Here is a 26,785-nt window from a genome sequence, read left to right on the forward strand (position 1 = left end):
ATGGTCGCGCGTGAAAAACCTCAGCGTTGGCTCAGTGATGCGAAGTCACCTCACGGTTGCCCACCATGGGACTGACAACCCAATGGTGGGCCAGGACCACGGCGCCCTTGACCCGCTGACGACAAGGAGGTCGGCGATGTCTTCGCACGCGACCGTCCAAGCCTCGGCCCTCGTCCAGGATCGACTCTTCATCGGCGGTGACATGGTCGAGCCGGAGTCCGCCGACCTGCTCGAGGTCATCTCTCCGGCCACCGAGGAGCAGATCGGTTCGGCTCCCTCCGCGACGCCCGCCGACGTTGCCAGGGCTGTCCGCGCGGCCCGTGCTGCCTTCGACAACGGACCGTGGCCGCGCATGTCGCCTCAGGAGCGAGCGGACGCCCTGGAGCCCTTCGCCGACCATCTCCGGTCGCGCGTCCCGCAGATCGCTCGGCTGATCACGGAGGAGATGGGCTCGCCGATCAGCTTCTCCCATCAGCTCCAGGCACCGGTTCCCGTCATGCTCCTCGACTACTTCCGGGGGCTCGTCGCGACCTTCCCCTTCGAGCAGGACCGAGCAGGTCTCACCGGCACGTCCCGCATCCTCCGGGAGCCGGTTGGCGTCGTCGGGCAGATCGTCCCGTGGAACGCCCCGCTCATCCTCACGATGGTGAACCTCGCCCCCGCACTCATCGCCGGTTGCACCGTAGTGCTCAAGCCGGCGCCCGAGACGCCGCTCGACGCGTACGTGCTCGCCGAGGCCGCGATGGAAGCGCACCTGCCTCCGGGCGTGCTGAACATCGTCCCCGCCGACCGGGCGAACAGCGAGGCGCTGGTGCGCCATCCGCAGGTCGACAAGATCAGTTTCACCGGCAGCTCAGCGGTCGGACGACGGGTCGCCGCCCTCTGCGGTGAGCAGTTCAAGCGGGTCACCCTGGAATGCGGCGGGAAGTCGCCCGCCATCATCCTGGAGGACGCCGACCTCGACAGCGTCGTGCCGGCCCTCATGCCCTACGCGATCATGATGTCCGGCCAGCACTGCCTGGCGCAGACCCGGATCCTCGCGCCTCGAAGCCGCTACCGCCAGGTCGTCGACGCAGTCTCCCAGGCCGCGGCCGCGCTGACGGTCGGTGATCCACACGATCCCGCCACCGAGGTCGGCCCACTGGTGGCAGAGCGCCAGCGACGCCGGGTCGAGGACTACATCGCGAGTGGGCGGCAGGAAGGCGCGGTGATCACGGTGGGCGGCGGCCGCCCCTCGCGCCTGGCGAAGGGCTGGTACGTCGAACCGACGATCTTCGCCGACGTCGAGAGCCGCATGCGCATCGCCCAGGACGAAATCTTCGGTCCGGTACTCGTCGTGATCCCATTCGACGACGACAACGACGCCGTCCGCATAGCCAACGACTCCAAGTACGGGCTGTCGGGAAGCGTGTGGAGCAATGATCAGGACCGCGCCCTGCGGATCGCCCGCCGAGTCCGCACCGGAAGCCTGACGATCAACGGTTACCGAATCGAGTTCGGCGCGCCCTTCGGCGGCTACAAGGAATCCGGCATCGGCCGAGAGTTCGGGCCCGAGGGGCTCAGCTCCTTCACCGAGTACAAGACGATCAACCTCCCCAACGAAACAGCCCACGGACAGCCAGGCTGAGCAAAGCCCCCGGAGGGCGCAGCAGGAGCGGACCGAGAACCCGACCGAGACGAAAACGACAACCTCGAAGGGCCCCACCACGAACGACGGGGCCATTCGACATCGTGTCCGGTGAGGCACTGGCGGAGGATACGATATTCGAACTCGTGAGGGGTTGCCCCCAACACGTTTTCCAACTGTGGTGGTGGGACGGTGGGCGGTGTGCATGGGCGTTCACCTGGGTTCATGGGCGGACGGCCCGTACGTCGTGTCCGGCGTGAGGTCGCTCTGTGGCCGCCTGTGGTGGCTACCGCCTGCCGCCGAGGTGCACTGTCGGTACGTCGCCGAGTGGGTCGCAACGAAGCTCCGCTGGCGCCTTACGGCCGACGAAGCCGAGGCGGCCACCTTGCGCGAAGTGGCGGCCGGCTGCCCGGATCAGACCGGTGACATACGAGCCAGTCGCATAGCCGACCTGCTGCGCGCCTGGCCAGAGGCAACCTGAGCCGCGCCGTCTCCTCCGTCATCGATCGAGGCGAAGCGGGGATCTAGGTGTGCTGTCCCAGGACGTTGGTGACACGCATGCTGGGTGCTTGAACAGGTGAGGGCCTTCTGGGTTCGGTGTGGATTGCGACATCTACCGCCGACCGGCAGGAGGCCCTCGTGTCCCACCGTAATGCTCCGCTGACGCCGACCGGCAGGCTGCGTCTGGCCCGGTGTGTCGTGGACGACGGCTGGCCGCTGCGGAGGGCCGCGGAACGCTTCCAGGTCAGCCACACCACCGCCGCACGGTGGGCAGGCCGCTGCCGGCAACTGGGCGCGTCCGGGATGCGCGACCGCTCCAGCCGCCCTCACCACAGCAGTCCCAGCTGACGGCCCACCCCCCGGCGAAGAAACCGGTCAGGAGGGCGATCACTGCCAACGTCATGGTGGAGAATCCCACCCTGCCGTCAGGGTGGTCCCAGAGGAACAGGAAAGACAAGAACAGCGGTATGCCGATGGCGATGAACGGCAGTGCCAGCAGCAGGCGTGTCGGCGTGCTCGCATCGAGCAGCCGCAGACCTGCCGCCACGTATGCCGCGCCCAGCACGGGCAGCAAGACCACGTCGGCGACGAGGCGCATGACCCACGCCGCCCAGATCACAGCCAGTTCCTGTCCTCCGTCCCTTTCCCTCGCCTCGTAGGCACTAGGGAGGGCGCCGAGCCCATCGAAGAGCAGCTTGGTGAGGCCCGTGCCGGCTGCCAATTCCAGCACGATGAGCAAGAACGTCGTCAGGAGGACAAGCCAATCCCCAAGAGTCGACCACATGGACGAGAACCTAGATGTCCGGGTGCGGGAGGGTCCCGAACGGCAGGTGGAGGCGGCTGGCTCGATCGGGTGCCCGCGGCAGAGGGCATCTGATCTCGGTAGTTGGTGTTCTGGGATGTTTTTGTGACTGGCGCAGTGGGTGGTCGTTGCATGAGACGTGAGTGTTCGTCCTCCGTACCCGCAGTGATGTGTCCGACGCCCGCTGGGCCTTGATCGAGCCGGTCTTCACCACCTGGCGGGCGAGACGGGCCGGACCCGGCATGGCAGCTCGGGTGCACGACCTACGAGAGATCGTCAACGCGATCCTCTACGTCAACCGCACCGGCATCCCGTGGGAGTACCTGCCGCACGACTTCCCGCCGTACAAGACCGTCTACGACTACTACGCGAAATGGGAGGCCGACGGCACCACCCAGCAGGTCCATGACCTGTTACGCGACAAGACACGGCGGGCTACGGCCGCAGGACGGAGCCCACCGCGGCTGTGGTGGACGCGCAGAGCGTGAAGACCTCGGCAAACGTCGCCGAGACCAGCCAGGGCATCGACGCCAGCAAGAAGATCAAAGGGCGCGAGCGGCACCTGATCACCGACACGCTCGGACTGGTGCTGGCCGTCCTCGTCACCGCCGCGAACGTGCACGACACCACCGGCGGCAAACTCCTGCTCGACGACCTGGCCGCGTCACATCCCGGCATGACCAAGGTCTGGGCCGACGGCGGATACCAGTACAGCATCCCGTAACCGTGAAGGGGAACCTCAGGCGCCGACCGGCTGCCGCCGCTCGAAGTGATAGTGCACATTCGAGAACTTCGGCCCGGACGACGGCTCGGGGTAGCCCACCTCCCTGATGACGGGCTGGAGCCGGTTCGCGATGAACGCTTCACACGCCTCGGTCGACTCCCACAGGTCAACGACCCGCAAACCTGTGTCCGTGATGATCGCCGTGTGGAACAGCAGCCCTTCGGGAGGCTGCTCCGCTCGCGCGCCCACACGCTGATCCACAGTGTCGTACTGCTGCGCTGTCACTCCCGGAATCTCGACCTCCACCAGGACAGCCATGAGACCTCCCATAACGACTGCGAGTCATGCCTGCCGGGCGGCAGCCTCGCCATTTCTAGGGTCTCGCCGCAGCCCCGGGCATGCAAAACGTGCGAGAGTTCAGCCACCGCGCGGACCGCTCCTACCACAGCAATTGCGGGACATAGCCGACGCCCTGAAGCGCAGCCGCATCCCTCGTCGGGAGCTCAACCGCACTCTCGTTGAGGCGTGCGCCGGCCCCGATGCCCCCACCGTCTAAAAGGCTCTCGTTCGCTGGATGAAGACCCAGAACCGCTGAAACAGCGGGTAGACGCCTGGCCTTCCGAATTTGGAAGGAAGTGTTCGGTTGATTCGAACACGGCATCCGAAGCCGTGCATTGCGTCGCCGCGGTCCTCCCGCTTCCGATACGTGCAGAGGGCCCGATGCCGGCTGCGTCCGGCACGGACCCTGATGCAGCCTTCCACACGGCTACACGGCTGCCCAGTCCAGTCCGAGGGCGGCCAGCGCGGCGAGCTTTCCGCGTGCCACTGGGCCGCGTCACCCCGAAGGCGCTCACCCAGTCGCTCCGCGGCTTGGAGCGGAACGGGTTTGTGTCACGCACGGTGCACGCCGACCCGAAACTGCGGGTGGAGTACGCGCTGACACCGCTGGGCCGCAGCACGCTGGAGCCGCTGGCCGCCGCGTGCCGATGGGCGTCCGAGCACTGGGACGAGCTGCTCGATGCTCGCGAGGGCGGCATCTCCTCCATCGGCTGACTCGAACCTGCGTTGGCGCGTGCCGCACCGGACGGCGCCGCATCCGTCGTACGGGGCGGGTCGTTGTACTCCGGGAAGACCACCGCCGACCGGCGGCTATGGCTGGGCCGCGGACACCGAGAAGTCTGGGGAAGCCGCAAAATCGAGAAGCAGCTTGCTGGTCGCCTCGGGCGCTTCGAGCATAGGCAGGTGCCCGACCCCGGGCAATTGTTCGACCCGCGCGTTCGGCACCGCGTCGTACTGGTGCACCGACGACGGCTCCCAACGGGGGTCGGCAGCGCCGAAAAGCGCCAGTACGGGCACGTCGAGGGCGGCGAGACGCTCGGGCACACTCCGCTCGGCGATGTACTCCGTGTTCCGGCGCAGCACCGTCCTGAACGTGCGGTACGTGGTGCCCCGCATCTCGGCGACCACGTCGTCCGGGACATCCACTGGACGAGCAGCCGTCGCCCCGATCCTCTTGCGGATCATCGCGTCTGAACGCCTCGACCACAGGAGAGGCCCGAACGGCGGGCCCAGCAGGACGCGAAGGACGAGCGGCTGCGGGAGGAGCGCGTCGGAGCTTGGGCCGGTGCTGATCAACGCGATCGACCTCACCAGGTCGGGGCGCTGTTCGGCAAGCGCGGTGGCCACATAGCCGCCACTGGAGTGTCCGACCACGGTGACGGGACCGAGGCCTAGGCGGTCCAGGTGCGCCGCTACGTGGACCGCCTGCTCGGGCACGTCGTAGGACGCCGCGGGCGGTGACTGGCCGCAGCCCGGGAGATCGACCCGGAGGACGTGATGATGACCGGCGAGTGCCGGGACCATCGGGCTCCAGGAGCCGCCCGAGGCGCCCGATCCGTGGATGAGCAGCAGCGGTAGCGCCTGTCGAGGGCCATCGTGGACCACATGTATTCCATGTACATGCTCAACGTCGTACTCATTCATGCGAGTGATGATGCGTGGGGTGTCGACCATCGGTCTTGTACAAATGTCGTCGTGGAGTTGACGACTGCTTCGGTCATCACGGCACCAGGCGAGGCACGGACCCCAGTTCTAAAACACGCCCTACTGATCTTTTCGTAAGTTCGGTGGGTGTGGTGGGCGGATGGTCAGGCCGGTGTGGGCGAGGAATGACCATGGCAGTCGGGGGTTGGCGTTGATGCGGTGGATGCCTTGCTCGGTGGCGTCGGCGACATCGGCGAGGTGGTCGCCGGCGAGGTTGGCGAGTTCACGCTTCTTGAGCGAGGACCACAGGAGTTCCACCGGGTTCAGCTCGGGAGCGTAGGCGGGTAATCGTTCCAGGGTGAGCCAGTCCTGTTCGGCGGCCCAGGCCCGCATCGCCCGGCTCCAGTGGGCGGACAGGCCGTCCCAGACCAGGACCACTCGCTCGCCGCGGTAGAACACCTTCACGTGCTCCAGGACCTCGATGAGCCCGGCGGTGTCGTAGCTGCCGGGCTTGAGGTGGAAGCACAGGCGGGCCCCGCGATCGGGGTCGGTGGAGTGGTAGCCCAAGGCTCCGGCCATCGACGCGCGCTTCCAGTTCAGACGGTGCCGCAGGAGCGGAGTCCGCCCTCGGGGCGAATAGGTGCGGCGGACCTGAGGGAGCAGGGAGACGCCTGATTCGTCGAGGAAGACGATCCAGGCACGTGTGTTCACGGCCCCTTTTTGATGCGCGGCCACTCGTGCGCGATCCAGCGGGCGATCTCCGACTCGTCCCGCTCGACCGCCCGCCGCTCGGGCCGTTGCAGGCTCCATCCGAGCCGGCCGGTCAGCAGCCGCCACACCGACGCCCTCGACAACACCACCCCCGTTGCCCGGGTGACGACCGCGCCGACTCGTTCCAGGGTCCACAGGTCGGCCTCGAAACCATGAGCCTGGGCACCTTGCTCCAACGCGGCCCGGACCATCTCGACCTGGGTGTCGTCCAGCTTGGGTGGGCGTCCGGTGGCTGCCCGTCTGCGCAGGCCCGAAGCACCGTCTTGCTCCCACACCCGCCGCCAGCGCCGCACACTCTCGGCACACACTCCCACCGCCCTCGCGATCTCCGCATTCGAGACGCCACCCTCGAACAACTCGACTGCCCGAACACGACGCGCCTCCGCCAACTGAGGCCGCGACAAAGGAGGAAGGGAGGAGCCGGCAACCGAAGGGGAAGGTTGATATGCCACCCCGACAGCCTCCCACCCACACGCCCACCACACCCACCGAACTTACGAAATATCAGTAAAGAGCTGTCTCAATTGGCTGGGTCACGTGGCTTCGTAGGTGAAACGGACACCGTCTCTATCCGAGTTTGGACCCCACTCGTCGATCACAGAGCCCGGAAATGTCTGTGAGAAGTAACACCACTGCGAAGTGGACGGAGTCGGCCTATTCCGAGGGTTCGGCGATCAGCGCCGTACCGATCCTGCGGAAGCCGAGTCGGGCGTAGACCCGCGCGACATCTTCGTCACCAGCCGACAGGAAGACGGTTGCCGCGCCCCGCGATCGGGCGTCGGCCACCAGCGCTGCGGTGACCGCGAGTGCGAGACCGCGACGGCGAGCTGCGGGGAGCGTTCCGACGCCGACGATCTCGCTGACTCCTGCCAGCGGTTGGTGCTGGCCCGCGGACAGCGCTGATCCGTGCTCGACAGCTGCAGCGACCGCCGTCAGACCTGCCCGGATACGCACGGTCGCGCGTTCCACCGATCCGTCGGCGACGCCGGCGTCGATCGCTTCCGTCAGTTGGGGTGTTCCCGCGAGGCCGACGTGGGTTCCAGGCTCGGCGAAGGCGAGGTGAGGAATGGCCAGGGCGCTGGGCAGTGTCGGATCGTCCGCGCCTACGATCCGCACCTCTACGCTGCCGGGCAACCCCTCCAAGGAAGCTGCGGGAGTACCGGGCTCGAGCACCATCAGCGGATGTTCGTGGACCACGAGTCCCGACTCCTCGACTGCCGCCCGCAGCTTGGGCGTGGTCTCGGCGACCCATTCGAAACTCTCTGGGATCCCCAGCTCCCGCTGGCGGGCACGAACCTTCTGCACGTCGGTGGACTCCAGCGGTCCGGACCATCCCCGTGCGGGACGTGCGTAGAACGGCCAGCCCTGGCCCTCCCGCACGAACAGGGTGAGCGGCCCGTGGTCCTCAACGCGGGCGCCGTGCCGCGGGACCGCGTCGTAGTACTCCTCGAGCCGGTCCAGCAATGCCCGCTCAGGGTGATCGTCAACATCAGCAGAAGTCACGCCGGGCATCCAAGCAACAGGACACCAGCGACGCCACTTCATTTCGCCCCGTACTTGCGCTGCAAGGCCCGGTTCGACATCCCCGCCCGGAAACCAGGGCGTATCGCCGCGCACAGAGCGACCTTGGACTTCGGTGGCACCGGCGCCGCAGGCACCGAGCTCGTCGAGGCCCAGGCGGTGGACCTTCGCCCACACCCTGGCCTTCGACCACTCCGTGAAGCGCCGGTGAGCTGTTGCTCCCGACGGCCCGAACGAGGCCGACGGCAGCTGCTGCCAGGTGCAGCCCGACGTGGCCGCAAACACGATCACAGCCAGCACCTCCCGGTCACCATGCCGACGCCGGCCTCCGCCTTGCGGACGAGTCAGTGCCTCCGGCACCACGCCCTGGAACAATTCCCACAGCTCATCCAGCACCAGTCGCTCAACGATCCCCACCGCAGCAAGCTATCGAACTCGCCAAATGAGATGACCTGTAAGCGAGGGGCGGCCGCCCCTCGGTCAGCCGGCCCGCCCGCGGTATGGCCCATGCTGAGGCGGCGGCCGCCCTGGAGGAAGCACCGTCGCAGCAGCACCTAGTCCGCGAGCGCGAGGATCTGGCGGCCGTCAGCTCGTTGACGCCAGCCCTGGCCCACCTCTATCGGAACGGCGCAGAATGGAAGTTCCGGGCTATTGGCCGTGGCTACGCCTCCGGCCTTGTTGGCATCGCGCTAGACCACCGAGTCACCGTGTAGTCCTTTAGCCGTGCGAGAAGGGCGGGCACCGCTCGGGACTCAGCAGAAGGCCAGCGCCCCGCCCGCACTGAAGGTGGCAGACCATCAACAATTGCCGGCCGACCACGCCCTCTTCGACCGGCGTGGTCCGTCGTCGCGGCGGCCCTCGAGGACGCCCTCTTCGACGCGCGCCAGGACTCCCGCCACGAGCACCTGGCCGACGACGAACGCGGCCGGGCGGAGCTCGCGGAGTGGGAGCGCATCGACCAGCTGCTCGCCGCTGCGGCCCCCGCGCGTGGAGCCTTGTACGGGCTGGCCGCCGTGCCCCTGCTCGGGATGGCCTCCCTGTTCGTCGGCGACCACCACGACCGCAGGACGTTCCTCGGCGTCGTCGGATTGTTCGCCGTCTTCATGGCCGTGGTGGGGATCCTCCTCGGGCTCTTCTTCTGGTGGACCTGCGGGGGAGACATCCGGCGCTGCCGCGACTGGCACACCGTCACGGGCCAGGCCGGGCCCATCACCGTCGCGGCCCCGGTCCTGCTACGGGTCGGGGTGCTGGCCCTGGTGCTGTGCCCCGGCGCCTTCGGCCTGCACTTCCTCGTGGACGGCGCCGGTTACGGCAGCTGGCTATACGGCGACTGAGCCACGCACGCCCGGAGCGGGCGCTCAACGCAGACGACGGACGAAGAACGACCGTACGAGATTCGCCAACGTCGAGCACTGGTCGAGGAGTCTTCGACCGCCGCTGGCGAGGACGCCCGGTGCATGGGACCGAGGCCTTCAGCAGCATGCCTTCACCGGCGGCGGTGCTGGAGCCGGCCTTTCCGTAGGTGAAGGTCCACGGGAGATCACCTGCCGCGATGTACTTGGCTGCAGGCCAAGGGAAGCTGGAAGGCACCAGGCAAGATCGGCTGGGCGGTCCGCTACAACGTCCAGGTGAAGCCAGGACGAGGATCTGGACCTACGGGGCCGTCATCGTCTCCGGCTTCAACGGATATGCGGCTGACATGTCCTACTCCTGCATGGCCAAGTAACCCGGCGTAGGGGGCGGCCGACTCGCAAAGGCGTCGGCCGCCCCGCACCTAAACCGATGAGAGAGGTGGCGTGCCCTCCCGGCGCGCCACCCCCAAAGGTCGCCACGAATGCAGGGCCGATTCGAGGAACTCCGAGAAACGAGGAAGCAAGAGGATCATGAGAAAGCCGATGGCCGACATCGCTGAGACCGCCCTCCAGCTGGGGCACCCACCAACCGACCGCGCGGCGGCACGCCACTTGGCCATCCCCGCTGACACTGTCATCGTCGCTGACGTGTGGATCAGCGGCGACCTCGGCTTCGTCCTGCTCTTGCACCGCAGGGACGACGGTCTCATCGCCGAAGAGCTGTACTACTCCGTGCGGCGCGCGGACGGTGGCTGGGAGTGTCCGGACCATCTCAGTGGGGGCATCGTCGGCAAGGAGTTGGGCACTTCGGCCATGGTCGAGGACGCGCTCGCCGGGGCTTCCATGTCCGTCGTCGCCGAATCCGAGTCCCTTGTCCACACCGGGCGTGGCCCAGACGGTGACGAAGGAGAACTCGTACATACCTGGGAGCTTCTGGTGAGCGGGGACGCGGACCTCATCGAGATCGAGCACTTGTCACCGGCCGCCCCCGGGACACCGGCGATCTCCAGACGAGACGTGGCAGGGCCCTTGATGCTCCTCGTTCTGTTGCCCGGTGAACGAGCGCGTGTTTCCGTTATGTGCAGAGAGAACTCATCGTTCACCCAGTTTGGCAACGTGTTGGACCTGCACAACCCGGAATGACCCGCACTGACTCCGCCACCACGATCCGCCCGTGGGACGGACCCTGGCACAGAAGGCCGCCGGGCGGCATGCGAGCAGCAGCCGAAGAAGCGAGCTCGAAGGAGATGGGCGGAGAAGAACGCGCTGCGGCCGCACGGCGCGGGGCGGGGCGCGTACCCGGGCTCCTGCCAAGCCTGCTTCAAGGACTACGGCAAGAGCAAGGTCATCACGAAGGGGAGCGAGGACTGGCCCACCCCACCCGACCTACATACGGAACGTGACACACATTGGATGCCCTGTACCCGATGCGCACCCCTTGTCCACGTGTGCCGACCGGAACACGGGCTGCCCTCGCCGGGAAGTCATCCCTTGACCAGCCACCCGGAAGCGCACGCTGCGATCTTCGGTCGCGCTCAGGACTGTGATCGGGACGCTGACCAGCCCGAACGAGATCACGCCGTTGAAGAGCTCGCGGGCATGGCACACCTCCGCAGCCCCGAGCACCTCCAGCGTAGGAGCCGTGCCAGGGCCCGGCACGAGTAAGGGATGCGGCGCGGGTCGAGATCCGGTGTGTCCGGGGGGTATGCGGGCAGGCGTCTTGGAGGCGACCTGCCAAAGACCCCCGTCCTGGGGCCGGCCGCAGTGATCCCCGGCTCTGCGCGGCCATCGTCGACCGTCTCACCTTCAACGGCGCGATCCCCGAGACCGGGACCGAGTCATACTGCCTCGCCCACACCAAGGCACAGCAGCAGCTCAAGGCTGCCTGAACCCGATCCGCTGACGTCAGCCGTTCGGGGCCTCGAAGGTCTGCACGGCGGTCCGGTATACCTCCTGACTGGACCGAGCAGGGTTGATCAGGACCACGAAGTCCGGCAGGGCGCCTGGAACGGGCCGCCCGTCCTCGTCCTGGCTGCCAGGTTCGGCCTGCCAGTCGATCAAATGGACGATCACAGCATGGCGGCCCTCGGGCACGGGGCACTCGATCACGTCGTCCGAGCCGTCTGCGCTGACGTCTTCAATGCCGCCCACGAGTGCACGACCGCGGGAAACGAAGAGGTAGGGCTGGGAGGCCACCAGTTGGTGGGCTGTCTCGCGCTCGGTCAACCGGGCCGGCGCGTCGGCAGTGCCCGAGCGGACCAGAACCCCGAAAGCGCCGTCTCCGCCGACGTTCAGCGGAACCAAAGCACCTGCCTGGATATGGCGGACGACGTCCTCGTCCTCCAGGAGCTCTGCCTCCCAAGTGTCGTAGTCGACTACGGCCTCGAACCGCTTCGGGTCCCACAAGACGAGCATTCCGGCGTCCGTGGCCACCGTCGCCGGAGCCTCGTCACGGGGCTGAGCAGTCACTCGCTCCTCCAGTCATCTCAGTGGCCGCATCCGATCCAGCAGATTCTTCCAGCCCGCGTCAGCCGCCGACCTGGCGGAGCCGCATCACGCCAACACCCGGGGCCACTTCAAGCCACCACAATCGCCGGATGCGGCGTGAACTGGGGCCACTTCGGACCGCCCTGCCGGGGCCGACTCAAACCGGCACAGCCACCACGAGGGGGTACGCAGCGGTTTCAGAAAATCTGACCGCGCACGTGCCTTACGTGTCAGCATTACGGCTCGCGGCCTGACCTGCGGCAGGCAAGCACAAATCCCGGCTGCCCCCGGGCGGCAGCCGTAAAGGAGGACCTGCACGGACACCGAGAAACGCATGAGCGGGACCGGGCATCCCACCCTTGAGACTCCTGCGACTCCGCCCGGGCGGATCGCTCGCCTCCAAGCCGTCCCTGGCCTGTCAGGCCGGAAGTGATCCATCAGACTGCTCTTGTTCACCAACGGAGAAGGGACGGCAGGCATGGCAAACAGCGCACTTATGGTGATGGACGTCCAACGGGACGTCGTAGCCATCGCCGACGACAGTTCCGGATATCTGCCGCGCTTGCGAAGGGCGATCGACGGTGCCCGGGCTGCTGGCATCCCCGTGATCTACGTGGTGATGGGATTACGGCCGGGAGATCCTGAAGTCAGCCCTCGCAACAAGGTGATGACAAATATCGTGCGGGCCGGCTTGTTCACCGAAGCGGCCCCTGGCACCGAAATCCATCCCGACGTCGCGCCCCAGCAGGGCGACGTCGTGGTTACCAAGAGGCGGGGGAGCGCGTTCTCGGGCAGCGACCTCGACTTGGTGCTCAGGGCCCGCGATATCGACAGTCTTGTTCTCACCGGCATCGCCACCAGCGCTGTAGTGCTTTCCACCCTGTGGCGCGCCATCGACCTGGACTTCGGCCTCACCGTCCTGGCGGATGCCTGCCTCGACACCGATCCGGAGGTGCACCAGATGCTCACCGAAAAGCTGTTCCCGCAGTGGGCAGATGTCGTCGGCGTCGAGGAGTAGCTCAAGGCCATCGCACCACAATAACGGGAGGCCGTGCGGACTCTCGCATGCGGGGGCAAGACGGCATCGCCTCCGCTGGCCGGAAAGCCGCCGGTCGCTTGCTCAGCAGGATGGCTGCCCCACCTCTGACCTCGGCCACCAGGGCCCGAACCCCTCGTGCCCGTCTCACGGGACGACGGGCGAAGTCGCCGGAGCGCCTGTCGGGACGAGGGCCGCGCGAGCGCTCCCGCAGGCGACGCAGACCGCGATGGTGCAGGGGAGCGAACCCACCGAAGCACGGAGGCCCCGATGGTCCACCCGACCTTGCCGCACCTCTCACCGGAGCAGCGCGAGCGCCTGGAGCAGCTCGCCGACGCGGCCCGGCTGCGCGCGGCGCTGTACCCGTCGCCGAAGCCGCCGCCCGTCCGGCGCCGCTCCCGCTCTCGGCAGTACCCCGGCGGCCGGCCGAACCCGTGGCGCTCCGTGCGGGGCCGCCGCTGGGGATGAGTGCGCACGGTGAACTCCACCGCGCACCCGGGCGCGGATCGGCGGCCGGGTAGGGAGTGGAGTCCACCCGGAGAGTGGAGACCACGGTGGAGCGCATCGGGTGGACTCCACTCCGGTGCACTGGTGCGGTGGGGGAGTGCAGGACACCCCGGCATCCGGTGCGCTGGTGCGGTGCATCGTGCGCACCGGTTCGCGCGCCGACGATGCCGTGCACTCATCCCCACCGCACCGGTGCGCCGCACGATGCGTATGGGAGTGGCAGCCACTCCACTCCCGCCCGCTCCACCAGGTGTACATACGGAGGGTGACGGTGCATCGGATTCGGTGGCGCATCGGGGTCGGCATCGACCACCGGAATCAGGCAGGGGCCCGTAACGCGCTGGGACAGCTGGACCTCCCGCCGGAACCGAGCACGGAATTCGTCGTCGGCGGCCTGCGTCGGATGCACAACCTTGACGGCCATCCGCTCCCCGCTGGCACTGAGCGCGGCATACACGGTGCCCATGCCGCCGGACCCGATCCGGCCCACGACGCGATAGGGACCGACACGATGCGGATCACTTTGCTGCACCGGCTGAACGCGGCTGGACACGGATGCTTCCCCCTGGTGATCAACGGCACGCATACGCCGAAGTAGTGATCAATCGTATCGGCTCGCCCGCGCAGCCAGATAAGAGGAAGTCTCCGCGCGCACCGGCGGCCGGACCGTCCTGGTCGTCGCCCACCGACTCGCCGCCGTCCAGCACGCCGACCGCATCGTCGTCCTCGACGGCGGACGCGTGGACGCCGTCGGCGAGCACACCACCCTCGTCGAAGCCGGGGGCGTCTACACGGAGCTCGTCAAGGCGGGCCACGCTCACCAGGGAGGGCTCGCCGCATGAGCACCACCACCGGCCGCGGCAGCGCCGACATGCCCGCGCGCGGCTCACTGCGCGCTCTGCTCCCCGCCCTCGCCAGGCACCGGGTCATGATGGCCCGCACCTGCGCCGCCGCACTCATCGAACAGGGCTCGCTCGTCACGTTGCTGACACTGGCCGCGCACACCGTCGGAACCGCCGTCATCGAAGACCGCGCCCCCTCGGTCGGCACGGTCGGCGCGCTCATCGTCCTCGTCCTCGTACGCACCCTGATGACCTGGCGCGAGATGGACCTCAGCCACGACCTGGCCTACCGGGTGCTGGCCGAACTACGCATACGCGTCTTCGACGGACTCGCCCGCAGCGCGCCCGCCCGCGTCGCCGGCCGACGCAGCGGCGACCTCGCCGCCACCGCCATGGCCGACGTCGAAGCACTGGAGTTCTTTTACGCCCACACCACCGCCCTCCTCGCGTCCAGCGCAGCGTTCACCGGCGGCGCTGCGGTCCTCGCCATGGTGGAACCCTGGCTGCTTGCGGCGGTGGTGCCGGTCGCCGCGCTGCTCGCCGCGGCGCCCTTCGCCGACGCGCGCGGACGCGCGGCGCGCGGGGCATGCACCCGGGCGGCCGCCGCGAAGCTGTCGGCCGACACCGTGGAGACCGTCGACGGGCTGCGTGAGCTGCTCGCCTTCGGCTGGCTGGCCGAGCGGCGCCGCCGTCTCGCCGAACAGGGCCGGCAGGTGGGTCAGGCCCAACGCGCCGAGGCCACCTGGGAGGCCATGGCCGCCGCGGTCCGCGACCTCCTCATCGTCCTCGCGGTCCTCGGCGTCGTGGCCGCCGCAGCACAGTCCGTGACCTCCGGACGGCTGCACGGCGCATGGGCCCCGGCGGCGATGGCGCTGGCCCTGTCGGTGCTCGGCCCCGTCGCCGAGTCGGCCAGGGCGCTGAGCCAGGCCGTGGGACTGCGCGCCGCCGCCGCCCGCGTCGACGCGGCCCTCAAGGCCCCCGCTCTCGCCCCGCCGCCCGCCTCACCCCGCCCGCTCCCCTCCGGCCCGCTGGGCGTCCGGCTGCACCAGGTGAGCTTCGACTACGGATACCGGCCCGTGCTGGACGGAGTCGATCTGACAGTCCGCGCCGGGCAGACCCTCGCACTGGTCGGCGCCTCAGGGGCCGGCAAGTCGACATGCGCCCACCTGCTGGCCCGCTTCTGGGACCCCTCCGAGGGAACCGTCGACCTGATCCCCGGCGATGGCGATCCCGTCGACGTGCGTGACGTGAGCGACGCCGAACTCCGACGTGCCATCGCCGTAGTGGGCCAGGACACCTCCCTCTTCCACGGCACCCTCGCCCACAACCTGCGCTTCGCCGCGCCCGAGGCGGACGACGACCTCCTCGCCGAAACGGCCCGGCTGTGCGGCGTCGACCGGATCGCCCCCATGAACACCCTCGTCGGCGAACGCGGCTCCACCCTCTCCGGCGGCCAGCGCGCCCGGATCGCCCTCGCCCGAGCATTGCTTGCCGAGCCGAGAGTCCTCGTGCTCGACGAGACCACCGCCCACCTGGACAACGCCAGCGACGCCCAACTCGCCACCGCACTCGGCAAGGAAAACCGCACCACCATCGTCATCGCCCACCGCCCCGCCACCATCCGCCGCGCCGACCGCATCGCCGTCCTCGAAGCCGGCCGCATCACAGAGGAGGGCACCTGGACGAACTCACAACCCGCTCCGACAGCGCACTCAACCGTGTCCTCGCCGTCACCCCATCCTGAACTCCGGACCACCCGACAGCGGGCGCGACGCGAAGCCGCGCCGATCGTGAAGGCATCGCATACTCAGAATCCCGGCGTCGCGAAGAGCAAGAGCGCGGGGGCGCTAGGTGCGAGGCCGGAATCATCGCGGCAAAGGAGGCGCACGATCGCAGCGTGATCGAGGCAGACCGGGCCTGCTCAGCGCCCCGCTGGCACCCGCCCCAGCTTCTCCGGGTTGCGCACGGCACCTACTGCCGTGATGCGGGGGAGTCCGTCGGCCAGGTCGATGTCTGCGGTGACTACGGCGGACACGCCAGCCGGTGTGGCCAGGACGGCGGCGGGCGCGCCGTCGTACTGTTCGTGCATGCGGACCTCCAGCCCGGCCGGGTAGCGGCCCGCCGTGGACGCGAAGTACTCGGTGGTGGCGGCGGCGCTGTGCAGCGGGACGCACGGGGTCTCGCGTGGCCGTTGCCGTCCGCCCACATCACGCGGGGGCCAGCACAGCCATGAGCGCTTCCACGTCGCCGTCGAGGCAGGCGGTGAGGAAGCGCTGGGTGATCTCGCAGGCCTGCCGGCGATCGGGCTCGAAGCGCCGGTTGCGCAGCCGCACATGGCGCGGGGCTCGGCTGCCGAGCTGGCGTACCGCCGTCTCGGTGCGGTCGACCGCCTCAGCGACCTCGGGGAAGCTGAAGCCGTACCTCGTGCAGCACGAAACGCGCGCTCCAGCGGCGACAACGTCTCCATCATCACCAGGACCGCCATGCTCAGCGACTCGCCGAGCAGCGAGGACTCCACCGCGACGTCGGACGAGACCAGCAGCGGCTCGGGCAGCCAGGGCCCAACGTATTCCTCACGCCGGACACGGCTGCGGCGCATCTGGTCGATGGCGGTGCGGGTGACGGCCCGCACCAGATACCCGCGCGGATCGGCGACGGCGTCCCGGTCGACGCGCTGCCAGCGCAGCCAGGTCTCCTGGACGACGTCCTCAGCGTCAACGACGGTACCGAGCATGCGGTACGAAATGCCGAACATCACCTGCCGGTACCGTTCGAACGGATCAGAGATTCCGGGGGAAGATGCGTATGAAGAAGCGGGTCATCCTGCTGTGCGGCGGCGTACTCGTCGTGTCCGGGATCGTCGCAGTGTGGTGGAACTGGTTCCGGGCACCCTATGCCCTGGCCGATTCGCCCGGGGTCGACGTGACGGTGCGCGCGGAGAAGTCCGTGTACCCCGACGTAGAGGAGACGGCCGGGGACGTCGACACCCTCGTCCGGATCTATGTGCAACGGCTCAAAGAGGGCGACGCCAACGGACTCGCGGAGCTCGCCGGGCCCGCCTACAAGCAGCCCGGAGCGGCCGCAGCCAAGTATGTACACGAGTACGGCAAGGCAGCGGGCGGGCACGTCGCGGTCACGGTGCTGGAGGGGTCCGTCGACTACTTCAACCCGGTGACGGTGAGGTACGAGGAGACCGGTCAGCGGCAGGAACTGCTGTTAGTCAAGGACGACGGACACTGGTGGATCGGCCTCGGCGACGGCGATCCGGCGGCCGGCAAGTAGCGGAAGCCGTGGAAGGGGGGCCCGGAGCTTGCCTCACCCGAACCTCCGGGTCCCTTCACTGTCCCCCGGCCCTGCCGGGCGGCAAGTCCGTCCACTTCGCCTCCTCACTCACCTCGGCCACCCCATTCAGGTACAGGTCGCCTCGAGGATCGGATCCGGTGACCGATTCTGGATATGCCGCGAGGGACTCGCCACCCCCATCAGCGAGGTCGATCCGTCCTGGTGTGACTGGCATCCGTGGAGGGGATCGGCACTGCGGGCGCAATGGCCGCTCATGACAACCGCAAAACGATGGGATGGTCCGGCAACTCGGAGTGATCGAGGGCGCGCGAGGCCACGGAATCCTGCCGCCGCTGGCAAGGACGCCCGGTGCATGGGACCGATGTACGATCGGCAACCGCTTGGCCGTGCTCGATCGTCCTCAGGGTATGTCTCAGCCCAGCCTCAGCCCCAGTCCCAGCCCCAGCCCGTGCCTGACTCTTCCTAGCTGGCCGCATTGTGGTGTGGACGTCAGTCCGGAGAGCCCGTTTGGCTGTCGCGGCATCCGCGTATCCGGTCATGCTGCCTGCCTGGCCCACCTGGCGGACATCGACCGCGACGCCTACCTGTCAGGCCTTGCCCCCGGTGCCGACATCGACCACTGCGGAACCCCTTTCACCGCCTCCCTCCTCAACGCCCTCCTCAACGCACTGCGTGACCCCACATCCGGCCACCCGCACCTGGGCCGCGCCTTGTTTGAGTCAGCGGTCTTCGAGGGGGACGCCTTGTTCCATTCAACAACCTTCGAGGGGGGTGCCTATTTCGAGTTGGCCACTTTCAAGGGCCGCGCCGGGTTCGAGTCGGCGACTTTCGAGGACCGCGCCTTGTTTGCTTCGGCGACCTTCAACGGTCCCGCCGGGTTCGAGGCAGCGACATTTTGCGGAGACGCCGGGTTCGAGTCGGCGACTTTTGAGGGCACCGCCGGGTTCTCCAAAACTATCTTCCGAGGCAAGGCTGAATTCGAGTCTGCGACCTTCCATGGCACCTCTGGCTTCCGCGCGGCGGCCTTCGAAGGTGACGCTTGGTTCGGGACTGCGTTATTCATGCACGACGCCAGGTTCAACTGTGCGACGTTTGAGCGCGACGCCTGGTTCGGATCGGCGACGTTCGAGAGTGACGTCGTGTTTGCATCAGTGGCCTTTGCACGTTCGGATGGCCTCGGGCCGTTGGTGTGCGGTGGGCGGGTGGTGCTGTCCGGGGCAGTGTTCAACGGGCCAGTGACTCTCTCACTCGCAGCGCGCCGCCTTGAGTGCAAGCGGACGCGCTGGTTGTCGACAGCCGCGTTGCGCCTGCGCTACGCCACGGTGGATTTCGCTCATGCAGTTTGCGAGTACCCCCTCACGATCGCCGCGGAGCAGGATCCCTTCGTGCTCGCCGACGGCAGGCAGCTGGCAGAGGCTTGCCAGGCGAGTGCTCCTGGCCCTGGGGTGAGGCTGGCGTCGCTGCGCGGAGTGGATGCGGCCCACCTGGTCTTGGCCGACGTCGACCTGTCGGGATGTCTGTTCGCCGGTACAGTGCACCTGGACCAACTGCGTCTGGAAGGCGCATGCACATTCGACACGGTCCCAGCAGGTGTGCACTGGCGACGCTGGCCTCCCGTACGGTTCACCGAGCGCCGCACCCTGGCCGAGGAACACCACTGGCGTGCCAGCCAGCCGGGGGCAGTGCAGGGCTGGAATGTGGCGGTCCTCGGCGCAGGGCGCGCCGGGCCGTTGCAGCTGGCGCCGGTGTACCGGGCGCTGCGCAAGGCCTTCGAGGACGGCAAGCACGAGCCGGGGGCCGCGGACTTCTACTACGGGGAGATGGAAATGCGCCGTCACGCCGACGACATCCCCCGCAGTGAACGGGGTCTGCTGACCGCGTACTGGGCGTTGTCCGGCTACGGCCTACGCGCCTCCCGGGCTCTTGCCTGGCTCGGCGCCGCCACGCTCCTGACCGTGGTGCTGCTGATGGCGGTCGGCCTTGCCCAGGACACCCCGAAGCAGACCGCGACCGGCACGGTCCCGGCTGGCGGCGGCAGGGTCACCTTCGAGATCGACAAGGACGATCCGAAGAACCCAACCGGTAACCGGTTCACTGGCGAGCGTTTTAAGAAGGCTCTGAACGTCACGCTCAACTCGGTGGTGTTCCGCTCCTCCGGACAGGACCTGACCACCGCTGGCACCTACATAGAGATGGCCTCGCGTGTGACCGAACCCGTTCTCCTAGGCCTCGCTGTGGTGGCCGTCCGCAACCGCATCAAACGCTGATCCACCGCCGTGGACGAGGCTTGCGATGAGCAGGGCTCGGGAGGAGTTGCTGGCAATGGCGACGGGCAGGTGCGCGGCTGCGCTTCCGCGATGCGCTTGTCGTCGGCCTGCTCGTGCGGCTGCCAGAACGGTGGCAGCTGCCAGTGCGGCGGTGGCTGCGGCTGACGCTACGACACGCAGACACAGCGTGACGTTCTTTGACATGGGCCGGTCAGTGGAGCTAGGCGAGGAACGACAGCCGCCCGCGCTTGTCGACGTGGATGGCATGGTCGGACCACTCGACGTGTTGGACGTCGTCGGTGCAGCCCACATAGATGTCCTGGCAGAAGTAGCCGGTTTCCTCGCCGGGCTCTGCGGTGAACACCTTCGGAAGCCGGTCGCACCGCGGATCCACCGGCGCCGTTGGGTCCTCTGGGTCCTCCGCCGTCCCGTTCTTCCCGGTCTCCCAGGCGAACAAGTCGTAGACCGACTGGGCGGTGTGAACGGTCTTCAGCGGCTGGGCCGTGTAGACGAAGTCCTGGCTGAAGGCTCCGGCGCTGCCCGACGTTGCCCTTGCTGGTGACCAGCCAGGGTACCGTCACCCCCTCGAAGGACACGGTGCAGCGGACGGTCTTGCCGCGTGGCCGTATGACCTCGCCATCGCACTTGCCGGGACCGGTCTTGCCGATGACGCCGGCCATGCGCAGCGTCTCCTGCCGCAGGTGGTTGAGCACCTTCTCGACGGGGTCCGCCTCGAGTCCCGGCGACGGGAGGGCGTCCTCCAACTCGGAGTCGGCGAGGCCGGGATGCCGTTGGCTCGGTTTGATCTTCACCGGCCGCTTCTCGCCCTTTGCCTCCGAGAGCTTCGGCTTCGCATCGCAGCCGCTCGGCTCGTCGGCGCAGCCACCGAGCAGGGCCACGACTGCTGCCACGGCCGGGATCACAAGACGCCTCATGTCACCGTCCATCCGCTCGAGCTCGCTGGCGCACCCTTCGCCGCGAGGGTCGACGGGGCGCGTGGCCTCCGAGACCGAGAAGTTCCACCGGAGGGGCGCCGCCAGGTATCTGGTCGTCCGTCTCTACTGCGATCGCGACGGACAGAACCGTCCCGATCACGCCGATGAGGCCAACTGTTGTTCATGGCTCAGTATGTCGAACGCCGCGTAGCCGACTCGCTGCTTCCTCAGTGCCTCAGTCGGCGAGCAGGGCGTGTACCCACTGGTCTTCGCGCTGTTCAATGTACTCGGCGTCGCTTCGCCAGGCGTCGCCGTGGCCTGCGGCCCACAGTGTTGCCCAGGGGTGGATACCCCGGGCGGCCTGGTCGCGCAGGAAGTCGTGCATGGGATGCGTACGGCGCCCTAGCAGAGGGACCAGCCGACGGCGTTCGGCTTCATCGAGGCCGTAGGCGTTGGCGAAGACTCGCAGCCGGTCTTCAACCTGCCGTGGTAGCCGCGAGGGTTGGGGAAGTCGTGGTGAGCGGCGCTGAGCAGGAGTTCCCTCTCGGGCACCATGCGCTCCAGAACGCGGATGGCCTGGACAACCGGCGTGATGGCGACCCAGGGGACCTCAGGTTCCGCGCCGTCGGAGACGTGTTTGCCGTCATCGTCGGTGACGTTAGAACAACGCCTTGAGCAACCGGATCGAGAGATTCGCGGCTTAGGTGATCAGGAAGCCGAGGCGCAGGGCCTGCCCGAATCCGCATGAAGGTGCGCATCTGGTCCTCCTCCGTCTCGCGGTCTTCAGCCACTCTGACCAGGGCGGCCAGGTGGAGATCGGCGGTCATCATCAGGGTCGTCACCGCCCTACGCACAGACTCTGGGCCCTCGACAGCGGCAACGACCGTAAGATTGCGTGTGCCGGAACGGGCACGGACGGGGACGACATGGCACGTGTGGTGTGTGTGCACGGGGTGGGCCAGCAAACGGGGGGCGAGGAGAGCCTGCTCGTGACCTGGCGCCCGGCCCTTCTTGACGGACTACGTCGGGCGGGCGCAACTCAACTCCCACACAGTGGCATCTCTATGGCCTTCTACGGGGACCTGTTCCGGCTTGCGGGACAGCCGTTGGCCGTCGGGGAGCCGCGGTACACCGCCCCCGATGTGTCCGATGGATTCGAGACTGAACTGCTGTTCGCCTGGTGGAAGGCGGCGGCCGAGGTGGACTCCACGGTCGTGCCGCCCGGCGCCGACACGCTCGCCCGGACCCCGCGCTCTGTGCAGGCTGCGCTGCGCGCGCTGTCCCGGTCACGGTTCTTCTCCGGTCTGGCGCTGCGCGCCCTCGTCGGCGCCCTGAAACAGACCAGCCGCTACCTGCTGGACATCGAGGTGCGGGCCGCGGCCCGCAAGCGCGTCCTCTCGGAGATCGGGGACGACACCCAGGTCGTCGTCGCCCACTCACTCGGCTCGGTGGTGGCCTACGAGGCCCTGTGCTCCGCTCCGGGCCATAACGTCCGCGCGCTTGTGACACTGGGTTCACCGCTCGGGGTGCGCATGATCTTCGACCGGCTGAGCCCCGCCCCGACCCCACTCGGAGTCTGGCCCGGTGGGGACGACATGGCCTGGACGAACGTTGCTGACCACGGTGATGTCGTTGCCCTAGTCAAGGACCTGCGCCCTTGGTTCGGGCCGAAGGTCGAAGGAGTGGCCGTGCACAACGGCGCGCGTGCCCACGATGCGACGGCCTATCTGACTGATACCCGGGTCGGGTCGGCGATAGCTGGCGGGCTCGGTGTCCGGTGACTGGCCGGCCGGTGGTGGCGAGCCCCGCCGGTTCCTCATCGCGACGGCGGTAACGAGATACCAGGCGGGGAGCCACCTCGGCTGGGACCGTCCCAACCTCGTGGGGGCGCGGGACGACATCGTAGAGCTGTTCACTGGCCGCCTCGGCTACCAGCACGTCACCGACCTCGGCCTCGACCCGACATCCGATCAACTGACCCGGCATCTGAGGGACTTCTGCAGATCCTCGGAGCGCCGACCGGACGACATACTGGCGGTGTATATCGCCGGGCACGGCGAGATCCTCGACGATACCGGCGAACACGTTCTGCTGATGTCCGACACCGATCCCGAGGACATCGACGACGCCCTCCTCACCGCCACCCTGGCCCGCAAAATGCTGAGCGGCACGTCCATCCGTCGGCTCCTGCTGATGCTCGACACTTGTTACTCCGGCCAGGGGGGCAACGAATTTGTCGCCGCCACCCTGACCCGTGCTGGCAACGGCTGGCGCCATGAGTTCGGGACCGGACTGGCCGTCCTCACATCCGCCTACCCGCACCAACAGGCGGAGACTGGAGCCTTCCCGCGCGTCCTTGCACACGCCGTGGACAGCCTCGCTACGGCAGGGCACGGCCCGACGACCCTCGACATCGACGCCCTCGTCGGGCGGATGAACGATGATCCGTCCTTACCACCGCACCAGCACATCAACGCGAATCTGGCCCGCATGAGCGGCGAGGCGCCCCCTTTCTTTCCCAACCCCCGCCATGACGCCCAGCTCACCGAGGTGGATCTCGCCCTCCAGCAGGCGATCCAGTGGGAGGAACAGCGCGAACGGCGTGAGACCGAGCTGCGTACCCGGTTCCTGGTGCGCGCCATGGGGGCCACCCCCGACCGGGCGGGCTGGTGGTTCTGCGGCCGGCAGCGGGCGCTGGCCGAGATCACCTCATGGCTGCGGGTCGGCAGCGCCGAAACGTCACCGGTTCTGGCCGTCACCGCCGGCCCCGGCTCGGGCAAGACCGCAGTGCTCGGGCTGGTCGCGGCCCTGACCGACGAGGAGCATCGCCGCATCATCCCGCTGGACACTATCGGAACCGCAATAGCCGACCTGCCCGCCCCGGGTGATCTCGACGTTAGCGTCTACGCCCAACATCTGACTGACGAGCAAGTGCTCCAGGGCCTGGCCGAGGCCGCCCGGGTACCGGCCACCACGGTCGGTGAGCTCGCCGAAGGACTACGCCGTGAAGCCGGTGGCCGCACATTCACGGTCTTGATCGATGCACTGGACGAGGCCATGACCCCCGACACTCTGTGCGGCCGGGTGTTACTCCCGCTGATCCGGCAAACCGGCGTCCCGGTCAGATTGCTGCTCGGCACCCGCCACCACCTGCTGCCGACGCTCGGCCTGCGCCGTGAAGACCAGATCGACCTGGACGCCGACCGATACGCGGACCCGAACGCCCTGCTGCGATACACGGTCCTCAACCTCCTTCAAGCGCACCCCGGCTCGCCCTACCTGAACTGTCCGCAGGAGCTGCGCATGTCCGTCGCCCGGCGTGTCGCCGCCGCTGCGGGTCCGTCGTTCCTCGTCGCCCGGATCTCTGCGGGCACCCTGGCTGCCACGCCCGTGCTGCCCGACCCCGACGACCCGGCCTGGCACGCTGCCCTGCCCCGGCTTCCCAGCGAGGCCATGCGGCACGACATGGCCCAACGGCTCGGCTCCGACGCGGACCGCGCTGTCGACCTGCTGAGACCGCTCGCGTTCGCGGAGGGCCAGGGTCTGCCCTGGGAAGACCTGTGGGCGTCACTCGCAAGTGCGATGTCGGGGCGGGCGTACACGGACGACGACATCATGTGGCTGCGGCACGCGGCCGGCGCGTACGTGGTCGAGGCCACGGAATCCGGCCGCTCCGCCTACCGCCTTTACCACGAGGCCCTGGCCGAACACCTCAGGGCGGACGTGGACGCCACCGAGGCGCACGCCCGCGTTACACACGCCCTCATCTCGCGCGTTCCCCGCGCCCTCGACGGCGAACGTGACTGGAGCCGCGCCCACCCCTACACCCGGCGGTATTTGCCCGCCCACGCCGTACGGGGCGAGGTGCTCGACGAGGTCGTCACAGAGGCCGAATTCCTGGTGCACGCCGACCCCGACGAGCTGATGTCCCACCTGCGCGAGGTGCGGTCCGGGCCCGCCTACCGGGCGGCGGAGATCTACCGAACGTCCTTCGGCGCGCACCGCCACGAGGACCCGAGCAAGCGCCGCCGCATCCTCGCCTTGGATGCCGCCCATCACGATGACCCGGCTCTGCTCGCGACGCTGAACTCCGGGATCGATGAGCACGCCTGGAAGCCGGTGTGGAGCTCCGGAGGCACCTTGTCGGCCGGCCTGCGGGCCACCCTCGCCCACAAGACGGGGCGGGTGCGCTCCGTGGCCTGCGGCAAGGTGAACGGACAGCATGTCGTCGCAGTGGGCTACGGCGACACGACCGTTCGCCTGTGGAATCTGGTGACCGGCCGGCGGATCGACGACCTGCACACCGGCCATCTCGGTGCCGTGATGGCGATGTACTGCACGGAGCTGGCGGGACGGCCGGTTCTGGTCACAGGATCTGGAGACTGCACGCTACGGCTGTGGGACCTGGCCACTGGCCGGCCCATCGGCGATCCCCTGACCGGCCACGAAGCCCCTGTGACCGCTGTGTCGTGCACGGAACTCGGGGGCAGGGCGATGGCCGTGAGCGGTTCGGCCGACGGCACCGCGCGCGTCTGGGATCTGGCCACGGGCAGACAGATCGGCGATCCGCTGGATGACCACGCTGGTTCGGTGAGAGGGGTCGCGTGCACGGTGATCGACGGCCATCCGGCAGCCGTGACTGCCGCAGGCCGCCGCACCCTGCATGTGTGGAGACTGGGCCTCGACAAGCACACCCACCAGGCCGCGATCACCCACCACTCACAGATCAACGTCTTGACGTGTACCGAGCAAAACGGCCGTCCGGCGGTCGTGACCTGTTCAGGGGACCGGACGGTACAGGCTTGGGATCTCACCGACCGGCGCATGTATGGCGAACTCCAAACCGGGCACGCCGCATCGGTGAACGCCCTTGCCTGTGCCGTTCTGGACGGGCGTCTCGTCGCTGTCACCGGCTCTGACGACCGCACTGTGAAGGTCTGGGACCTCAGCACCCGCGAGCAGTTGGGCAAGACAATGTACGGGCACTCGCGTGAGGTGAAGGCCGCAGCCTGCGCGACGGTGAACAGCGGTCTCGTGGCGGTGACGGGTTCCGACGACCGGAGCATTCGCACTTGGGAGCTGACCACGGCCGGCAAACGCGTCGGGAACGGAGGCCACGATGCCATCGCGACTGCTGTGGCGTGCACGGAGCTGAATGGCCGTCAGGTCGCGGTCACCGCTCACGACAGCCCGGTCCTGAGACGGTGGGACGCAGCCACGGGACAGCCGCTCGCACCGCTTCGGACCGGTCATACGGGTGCCGTAACAAGCCTAGTGTGCACGGAGCTCGCCGGACGGCCGGTCGTCGTCACGGGCTCGACAGACCTGACGGTCGGGGTCTGGGACGCAGCAACCGGACAGGCTGCCCTACCACCGGCCCGGGGACACGAGGACCGGGTCACGGCGGTGGCGTGCATGAGCCTGAACGATCGACCGGTCGTGGTCAGCGCGGCGGCGGACGGCACGGCACGAGCGTGGGACCTCAACCGCGGTGAACTGCTCGGCCCACCCATGATCGTTCATGTGGGACCCGAGGACCTCGGTCTCCGCACCCCGCTCACCGCGGTGGCATGCGGCGTACTGCACGGTCGGCCGGTCGGGATCGTGGGCTCGAGGCGTGGCGACATCCGGGTGTGGGACCTGACTACGGGAGAACCACCCGTACTGCCCACCGGGGAGCGGGCCCCAAGGCGTCCTTTCCATTGGATGAACAGTGCCCGCGGCGTCAGGACAATGGCTTTCGCCGCGCGCGGCTCGTCTCCCGTCGTCGTCACGGGCAACAGCAGCGGCAGGCTCTCCGTGTGGGACCTGTCCTCGCTGCGCGCTGGCACTCCGCTGACCGGCCACTTGGCCGACTCTTGGCTTCTGGCGGCACCTCCGCTTCAAACGGCATCACCACGCATTGTGACCGCGGTCGCAACCACCATCCTTGACGGCCGACCCGTCGCGGCAACCTGCTCCTCCGACGAGACCGTGCGTCTGTGGGACCTGAACACCTATCGCACCCTCGACGCTGTCCCCACGCCAGACGCGTGCCACGCCCTGGCCTTCGCCGGGACCGGGCATCTGGTCTGCTGCTATGGCGATCAAATCACCGTGCTGCGGCAGGCAGTCCAGTGACCCGGTG

Annotated in this window: 24 protein-coding genes and 7 pseudogenes; 18 read left to right on the forward strand and 13 right to left on the reverse strand. The window is 68.3% G+C overall.

The features are described 5' to 3' along the window. Positions 1–136 precede the first annotated feature (136 nt). From QC385_RS25025 to QC385_RS25035, 3 genes and pseudogenes are all read left to right on the forward strand, one after another. The gene (locus QC385_RS25025) at positions 137–1,627 is read left to right on the forward strand and encodes an aldehyde dehydrogenase (protein WP_279543596.1); all 1,491 of its coding nucleotides are present in this window, start codon (positions 137–139) and stop codon (positions 1,625–1,627) included. 283 nt (positions 1,628–1,910) lie between these two features. Next, positions 1,911–2,073: pseudogene (locus QC385_RS25030) on the forward strand (HNH endonuclease); the annotation flags it as partial. Between the two features lie 193 nt (positions 2,074–2,266). Further along, a pseudogene (locus QC385_RS25035) lies at positions 2,267–2,464 on the forward strand (leucine zipper domain-containing protein); the annotation flags it as partial. Here the strand turns inward: QC385_RS25035 and QC385_RS25040 are convergent. Next, positions 2,373–2,912 (reverse strand): hypothetical protein, encoded by a 540-nt coding sequence (locus QC385_RS25040; RefSeq protein ID WP_279543665.1) that lies wholly within the window; start codon positions 2,910–2,912, stop codon positions 2,373–2,375. The pseudogene QC385_RS25035 and the gene QC385_RS25040 overlap by 92 nt on opposite strands. Positions 2,913–3,073: 161 nt before the next feature. On the opposite strand from QC385_RS25040, the gene QC385_RS44315 reads away from it, so the two are divergent. Together QC385_RS44315 and QC385_RS44320 are read left to right on the forward strand one after the other, a co-directional pair. Then, on the forward strand, positions 3,074–3,418 hold the full coding sequence (locus QC385_RS44315; protein ID WP_279543597.1) for a transposase: 345 nt from the start codon (positions 3,074–3,076) through the stop codon (positions 3,416–3,418). Next, entirely contained in the window at positions 3,415–3,654 is a 240-nt protein-coding gene (locus QC385_RS44320; RefSeq protein ID WP_279543598.1) for a transposase, read from the forward strand. The genes QC385_RS44315 and QC385_RS44320 overlap by 4 nt, the downstream gene beginning before the upstream one ends. A 15-nt stretch (positions 3,655–3,669) precedes the next feature. Here QC385_RS44320 and QC385_RS25055 read toward each other — a convergent pair whose 3' ends face one another. Further along, entirely contained in the window at positions 3,670–3,972 is a 303-nt protein-coding gene (locus QC385_RS25055) for a hypothetical protein (protein WP_279543599.1), read from the reverse strand. Between the two features lie 402 nt (positions 3,973–4,374). Here QC385_RS25055 and QC385_RS25060 point away from each other — a divergent pair, with 402 nt between their 5' ends. Further along, entirely contained in the window at positions 4,375–4,707 is a 333-nt protein-coding gene (locus tag QC385_RS25060; protein WP_443032983.1) for a winged helix-turn-helix transcriptional regulator, read from the forward strand. 96 nt (positions 4,708–4,803) lie between these two features. On the opposite strand, the gene QC385_RS25065 is transcribed toward QC385_RS25060, so the two are convergent. The 5 genes and pseudogenes from QC385_RS25065 to QC385_RS25085 form a co-directional block, all read right to left on the reverse strand. After that, the gene (locus QC385_RS25065; protein ID WP_279543600.1) at positions 4,804–5,637 is read right to left on the reverse strand and encodes an alpha/beta fold hydrolase; all 834 of its coding nucleotides are present in this window, start codon (positions 5,635–5,637) and stop codon (positions 4,804–4,806) included. Positions 5,638–5,757: 120 nt separating this feature from the next. Continuing rightward, positions 5,758–6,348, reverse strand: a complete 591-nt coding sequence (locus QC385_RS25070) for a transposase (RefSeq protein ID WP_279543602.1) — start codon at positions 6,346–6,348, stop codon at positions 5,758–5,760. Beyond that, complete coding sequence (locus tag QC385_RS25075; RefSeq protein WP_336621325.1) at positions 6,345–6,893, reverse strand: winged helix-turn-helix domain-containing protein; 549 nt, start codon at positions 6,891–6,893, stop codon at positions 6,345–6,347. Before QC385_RS25075 ends, QC385_RS25070 begins: the two co-directional genes overlap by 4 nt. Before the next feature lie 169 nt (positions 6,894–7,062). Then, the gene (locus tag QC385_RS25080) at positions 7,063–7,953 is read right to left on the reverse strand and encodes a GNAT family N-acetyltransferase (RefSeq protein WP_336621330.1); all 891 of its coding nucleotides are present in this window, start codon (positions 7,951–7,953) and stop codon (positions 7,063–7,065) included. A 102-nt stretch (positions 7,954–8,055) separates the two neighbouring features. After that, a pseudogene (locus QC385_RS25085) lies at positions 8,056–8,346 on the reverse strand (transposase); the annotation flags it as partial. 194 nt (positions 8,347–8,540) lie between these two features. Between QC385_RS25085 and QC385_RS25090 the strand changes: the two are divergent. From QC385_RS25090 to QC385_RS25105, 4 genes and pseudogenes are all read left to right on the forward strand, one after another. After that, positions 8,541–8,642: pseudogene (locus tag QC385_RS25090) on the forward strand (TerD family protein); the annotation flags it as partial. A gap of 282 nt (positions 8,643–8,924) precedes the next feature. Further along, positions 8,925–9,263 carry a DUF6336 family protein gene (locus QC385_RS25095; RefSeq protein WP_279543603.1) on the forward strand — a complete coding sequence of 113 codons (339 nt, stop codon included), beginning with the start codon at positions 8,925–8,927 and terminating at the stop codon, positions 9,261–9,263. A 549-nt stretch (positions 9,264–9,812) separates the two neighbouring features. Next, on the forward strand, positions 9,813–10,424 hold the full coding sequence (locus tag QC385_RS25100) for a hypothetical protein (RefSeq protein ID WP_279543604.1): 612 nt from the start codon (positions 9,813–9,815) through the stop codon (positions 10,422–10,424). Positions 10,425–11,044: 620 nt separating this feature from the next. Beyond that, positions 11,045–11,170, forward strand: a pseudogene (locus tag QC385_RS25105) (IS21-like element helper ATPase IstB); the annotation flags it as partial. Positions 11,171–11,186: 16 nt separating this feature from the next. Here the strand turns inward: QC385_RS25105 and QC385_RS25110 are convergent. Continuing rightward, positions 11,187–11,714: a hypothetical protein gene (locus QC385_RS25110; protein WP_279543605.1), complete on the reverse strand. Its 528-nt coding sequence runs from the start codon at positions 11,712–11,714 to the stop codon at positions 11,187–11,189. 532 nt (positions 11,715–12,246) lie between these two features. On the opposite strand from QC385_RS25110, the gene QC385_RS25115 reads away from it, so the two are divergent. Together QC385_RS25115 and QC385_RS25120 are read left to right on the forward strand one after the other, a co-directional pair. Next, the gene (locus tag QC385_RS25115) at positions 12,247–12,786 is read left to right on the forward strand and encodes a cysteine hydrolase family protein (RefSeq protein WP_279543606.1); all 540 of its coding nucleotides are present in this window, start codon (positions 12,247–12,249) and stop codon (positions 12,784–12,786) included. A 288-nt stretch (positions 12,787–13,074) separates the two neighbouring features. Continuing rightward, on the forward strand, positions 13,075–13,272 hold the full coding sequence (locus QC385_RS25120) for a hypothetical protein (RefSeq protein ID WP_279543607.1): 198 nt from the start codon (positions 13,075–13,077) through the stop codon (positions 13,270–13,272). A 214-nt stretch (positions 13,273–13,486) separates the two neighbouring features. On the opposite strand, the gene QC385_RS25125 is transcribed toward QC385_RS25120, so the two are convergent. Further along, the gene (locus QC385_RS25125; protein WP_336621326.1) at positions 13,487–13,864 is read right to left on the reverse strand and encodes a hypothetical protein; all 378 of its coding nucleotides are present in this window, start codon (positions 13,862–13,864) and stop codon (positions 13,487–13,489) included. A 100-nt stretch (positions 13,865–13,964) separates the two neighbouring features. Between QC385_RS25125 and QC385_RS25130 the strand changes: the two are divergent. After that, a pseudogene (locus QC385_RS25130) lies at positions 13,965–14,153 on the forward strand (ABC transporter ATP-binding protein); the annotation flags it as partial. Next, positions 14,150–16,054, forward strand: a complete 1,905-nt coding sequence (locus QC385_RS25135; protein ID WP_279543608.1) for an ABC transporter ATP-binding protein — start codon at positions 14,150–14,152, stop codon at positions 16,052–16,054. The pseudogene QC385_RS25130 and the gene QC385_RS25135, both read left to right, overlap by 4 nt. 20 nt (positions 16,055–16,074) lie before the next feature. Here the strand turns inward: QC385_RS25135 and QC385_RS25140 are convergent, their stop codons facing one another. After that, positions 16,075–16,941: a sigma factor gene (locus QC385_RS25140; RefSeq protein ID WP_279543658.1), complete on the reverse strand. Its 867-nt coding sequence runs from the start codon at positions 16,939–16,941 to the stop codon at positions 16,075–16,077. Positions 16,942–16,958: 17 nt separating this feature from the next. Here QC385_RS25140 and QC385_RS25145 point away from each other — a divergent pair, with 17 nt between their 5' ends. Together QC385_RS25145 and QC385_RS25150 are read left to right on the forward strand one after the other, a co-directional pair. Continuing rightward, positions 16,959–17,435, forward strand: coding sequence for a hypothetical protein (locus tag QC385_RS25145; protein ID WP_279543609.1), 477 nt, complete (start codon positions 16,959–16,961; stop codon positions 17,433–17,435). Between the two features lie 503 nt (positions 17,436–17,938). Beyond that, entirely contained in the window at positions 17,939–19,723 is a 1,785-nt protein-coding gene (locus QC385_RS25150; protein ID WP_443032984.1) for a pentapeptide repeat-containing protein, read from the forward strand. Between the two features lie 220 nt (positions 19,724–19,943). On the opposite strand, the gene QC385_RS25155 is transcribed toward QC385_RS25150, so the two are convergent. From QC385_RS25155 to QC385_RS44325, 3 genes and pseudogenes are all read right to left on the reverse strand, one after another. Beyond that, complete coding sequence (locus tag QC385_RS25155) at positions 19,944–20,087, reverse strand: hypothetical protein (protein WP_279543610.1); 144 nt, start codon at positions 20,085–20,087, stop codon at positions 19,944–19,946. Positions 20,088–20,893: 806 nt separating this feature from the next. Continuing rightward, positions 20,894–21,043, reverse strand: a complete 150-nt coding sequence (locus tag QC385_RS44110; RefSeq protein ID WP_336621327.1) for a hypothetical protein — start codon at positions 21,041–21,043, stop codon at positions 20,894–20,896. An 89-nt stretch (positions 21,044–21,132) separates the two neighbouring features. Next, positions 21,133–21,324: pseudogene (locus QC385_RS44325) on the reverse strand (integrase); the annotation flags it as partial. A gap of 398 nt (positions 21,325–21,722) precedes the next feature. Between QC385_RS44325 and QC385_RS25165 the strand changes: the two are divergent. Further along, positions 21,723–22,439: an alpha/beta hydrolase gene (locus QC385_RS25165; protein ID WP_336621328.1), complete on the forward strand. Its 717-nt coding sequence runs from the start codon at positions 21,723–21,725 to the stop codon at positions 22,437–22,439. Then, complete coding sequence (locus QC385_RS25170; RefSeq protein ID WP_279543612.1) at positions 22,429–26,778, forward strand: caspase family protein; 4,350 nt, start codon at positions 22,429–22,431, stop codon at positions 26,776–26,778. Before QC385_RS25165 ends, QC385_RS25170 begins: the two co-directional genes overlap by 11 nt. Positions 26,779–26,785: the final 7 nt, after the last annotated feature.

The sequence above is a fragment of the Streptomyces sp. DH10 genome (genome assembly GCF_029813805.1).
Lineage (GTDB): Bacteria > Actinomycetota > Actinomycetes > Streptomycetales > Streptomycetaceae > Streptomyces > Streptomyces coeruleofuscus.

Bases quoted from the DNA above. Each gene is read 5' to 3' on its own strand.
- QC385_RS25145 (WP_279543609.1), top strand. From the start codon at position 16,959: ATGAAGAAGCGGGTCATCCTGCTGTGCGGCGGCGTACTCGTCGTGTCC.
- QC385_RS25120 (WP_279543607.1), top strand. From the start codon at position 13,075: ATGGTCCACCCGACCTTGCCGCACCTCTCACCGGAGCAGCGCGAGCGC.
- QC385_RS25115 (WP_279543606.1), top strand. From the start codon at position 12,247: ATGGCAAACAGCGCACTTATGGTGATGGACGTCCAACGGGACGTCGTA.
- QC385_RS44110 (WP_336621327.1), bottom strand. From the start codon at position 21,043: ATGCACGACTTCCTGCGCGACCAGGCCGCCCGGGGTATCCACCCCTGG.
- QC385_RS25065 (WP_279543600.1), bottom strand. From the start codon at position 5,637: ATGAATGAGTACGACGTTGAGCATGTACATGGAATACATGTGGTCCAC.
- QC385_RS25100 (WP_279543604.1), top strand. From the start codon at position 9,813: ATGAGAAAGCCGATGGCCGACATCGCTGAGACCGCCCTCCAGCTGGGG.
- QC385_RS25080 (WP_336621330.1), bottom strand. From the start codon at position 7,953: ATGAAGTGGCGTCGCTGGTGTCCTGTTGCTTGGATGCCCGGCGTGACT.
- QC385_RS25165 (WP_336621328.1), top strand. From the start codon at position 21,723: ATGGCCTTCTACGGGGACCTGTTCCGGCTTGCGGGACAGCCGTTGGCC.
- QC385_RS25060 (WP_443032983.1), top strand. From the start codon at position 4,375: ATGCCGGCTGCGTCCGGCACGGACCCTGATGCAGCCTTCCACACGGCT.
- QC385_RS25055 (WP_279543599.1), bottom strand. From the start codon at position 3,972: ATGGCTGTCCTGGTGGAGGTCGAGATTCCGGGAGTGACAGCGCAGCAG.
- QC385_RS25040 (WP_279543665.1), bottom strand. From the start codon at position 2,912: ATGTGGTCGACTCTTGGGGATTGGCTTGTCCTCCTGACGACGTTCTTG.
- QC385_RS25135 (WP_279543608.1), top strand. From the start codon at position 14,150: ATGAGCACCACCACCGGCCGCGGCAGCGCCGACATGCCCGCGCGCGGC.
- QC385_RS25025 (WP_279543596.1), top strand. From the start codon at position 137: ATGTCTTCGCACGCGACCGTCCAAGCCTCGGCCCTCGTCCAGGATCGA.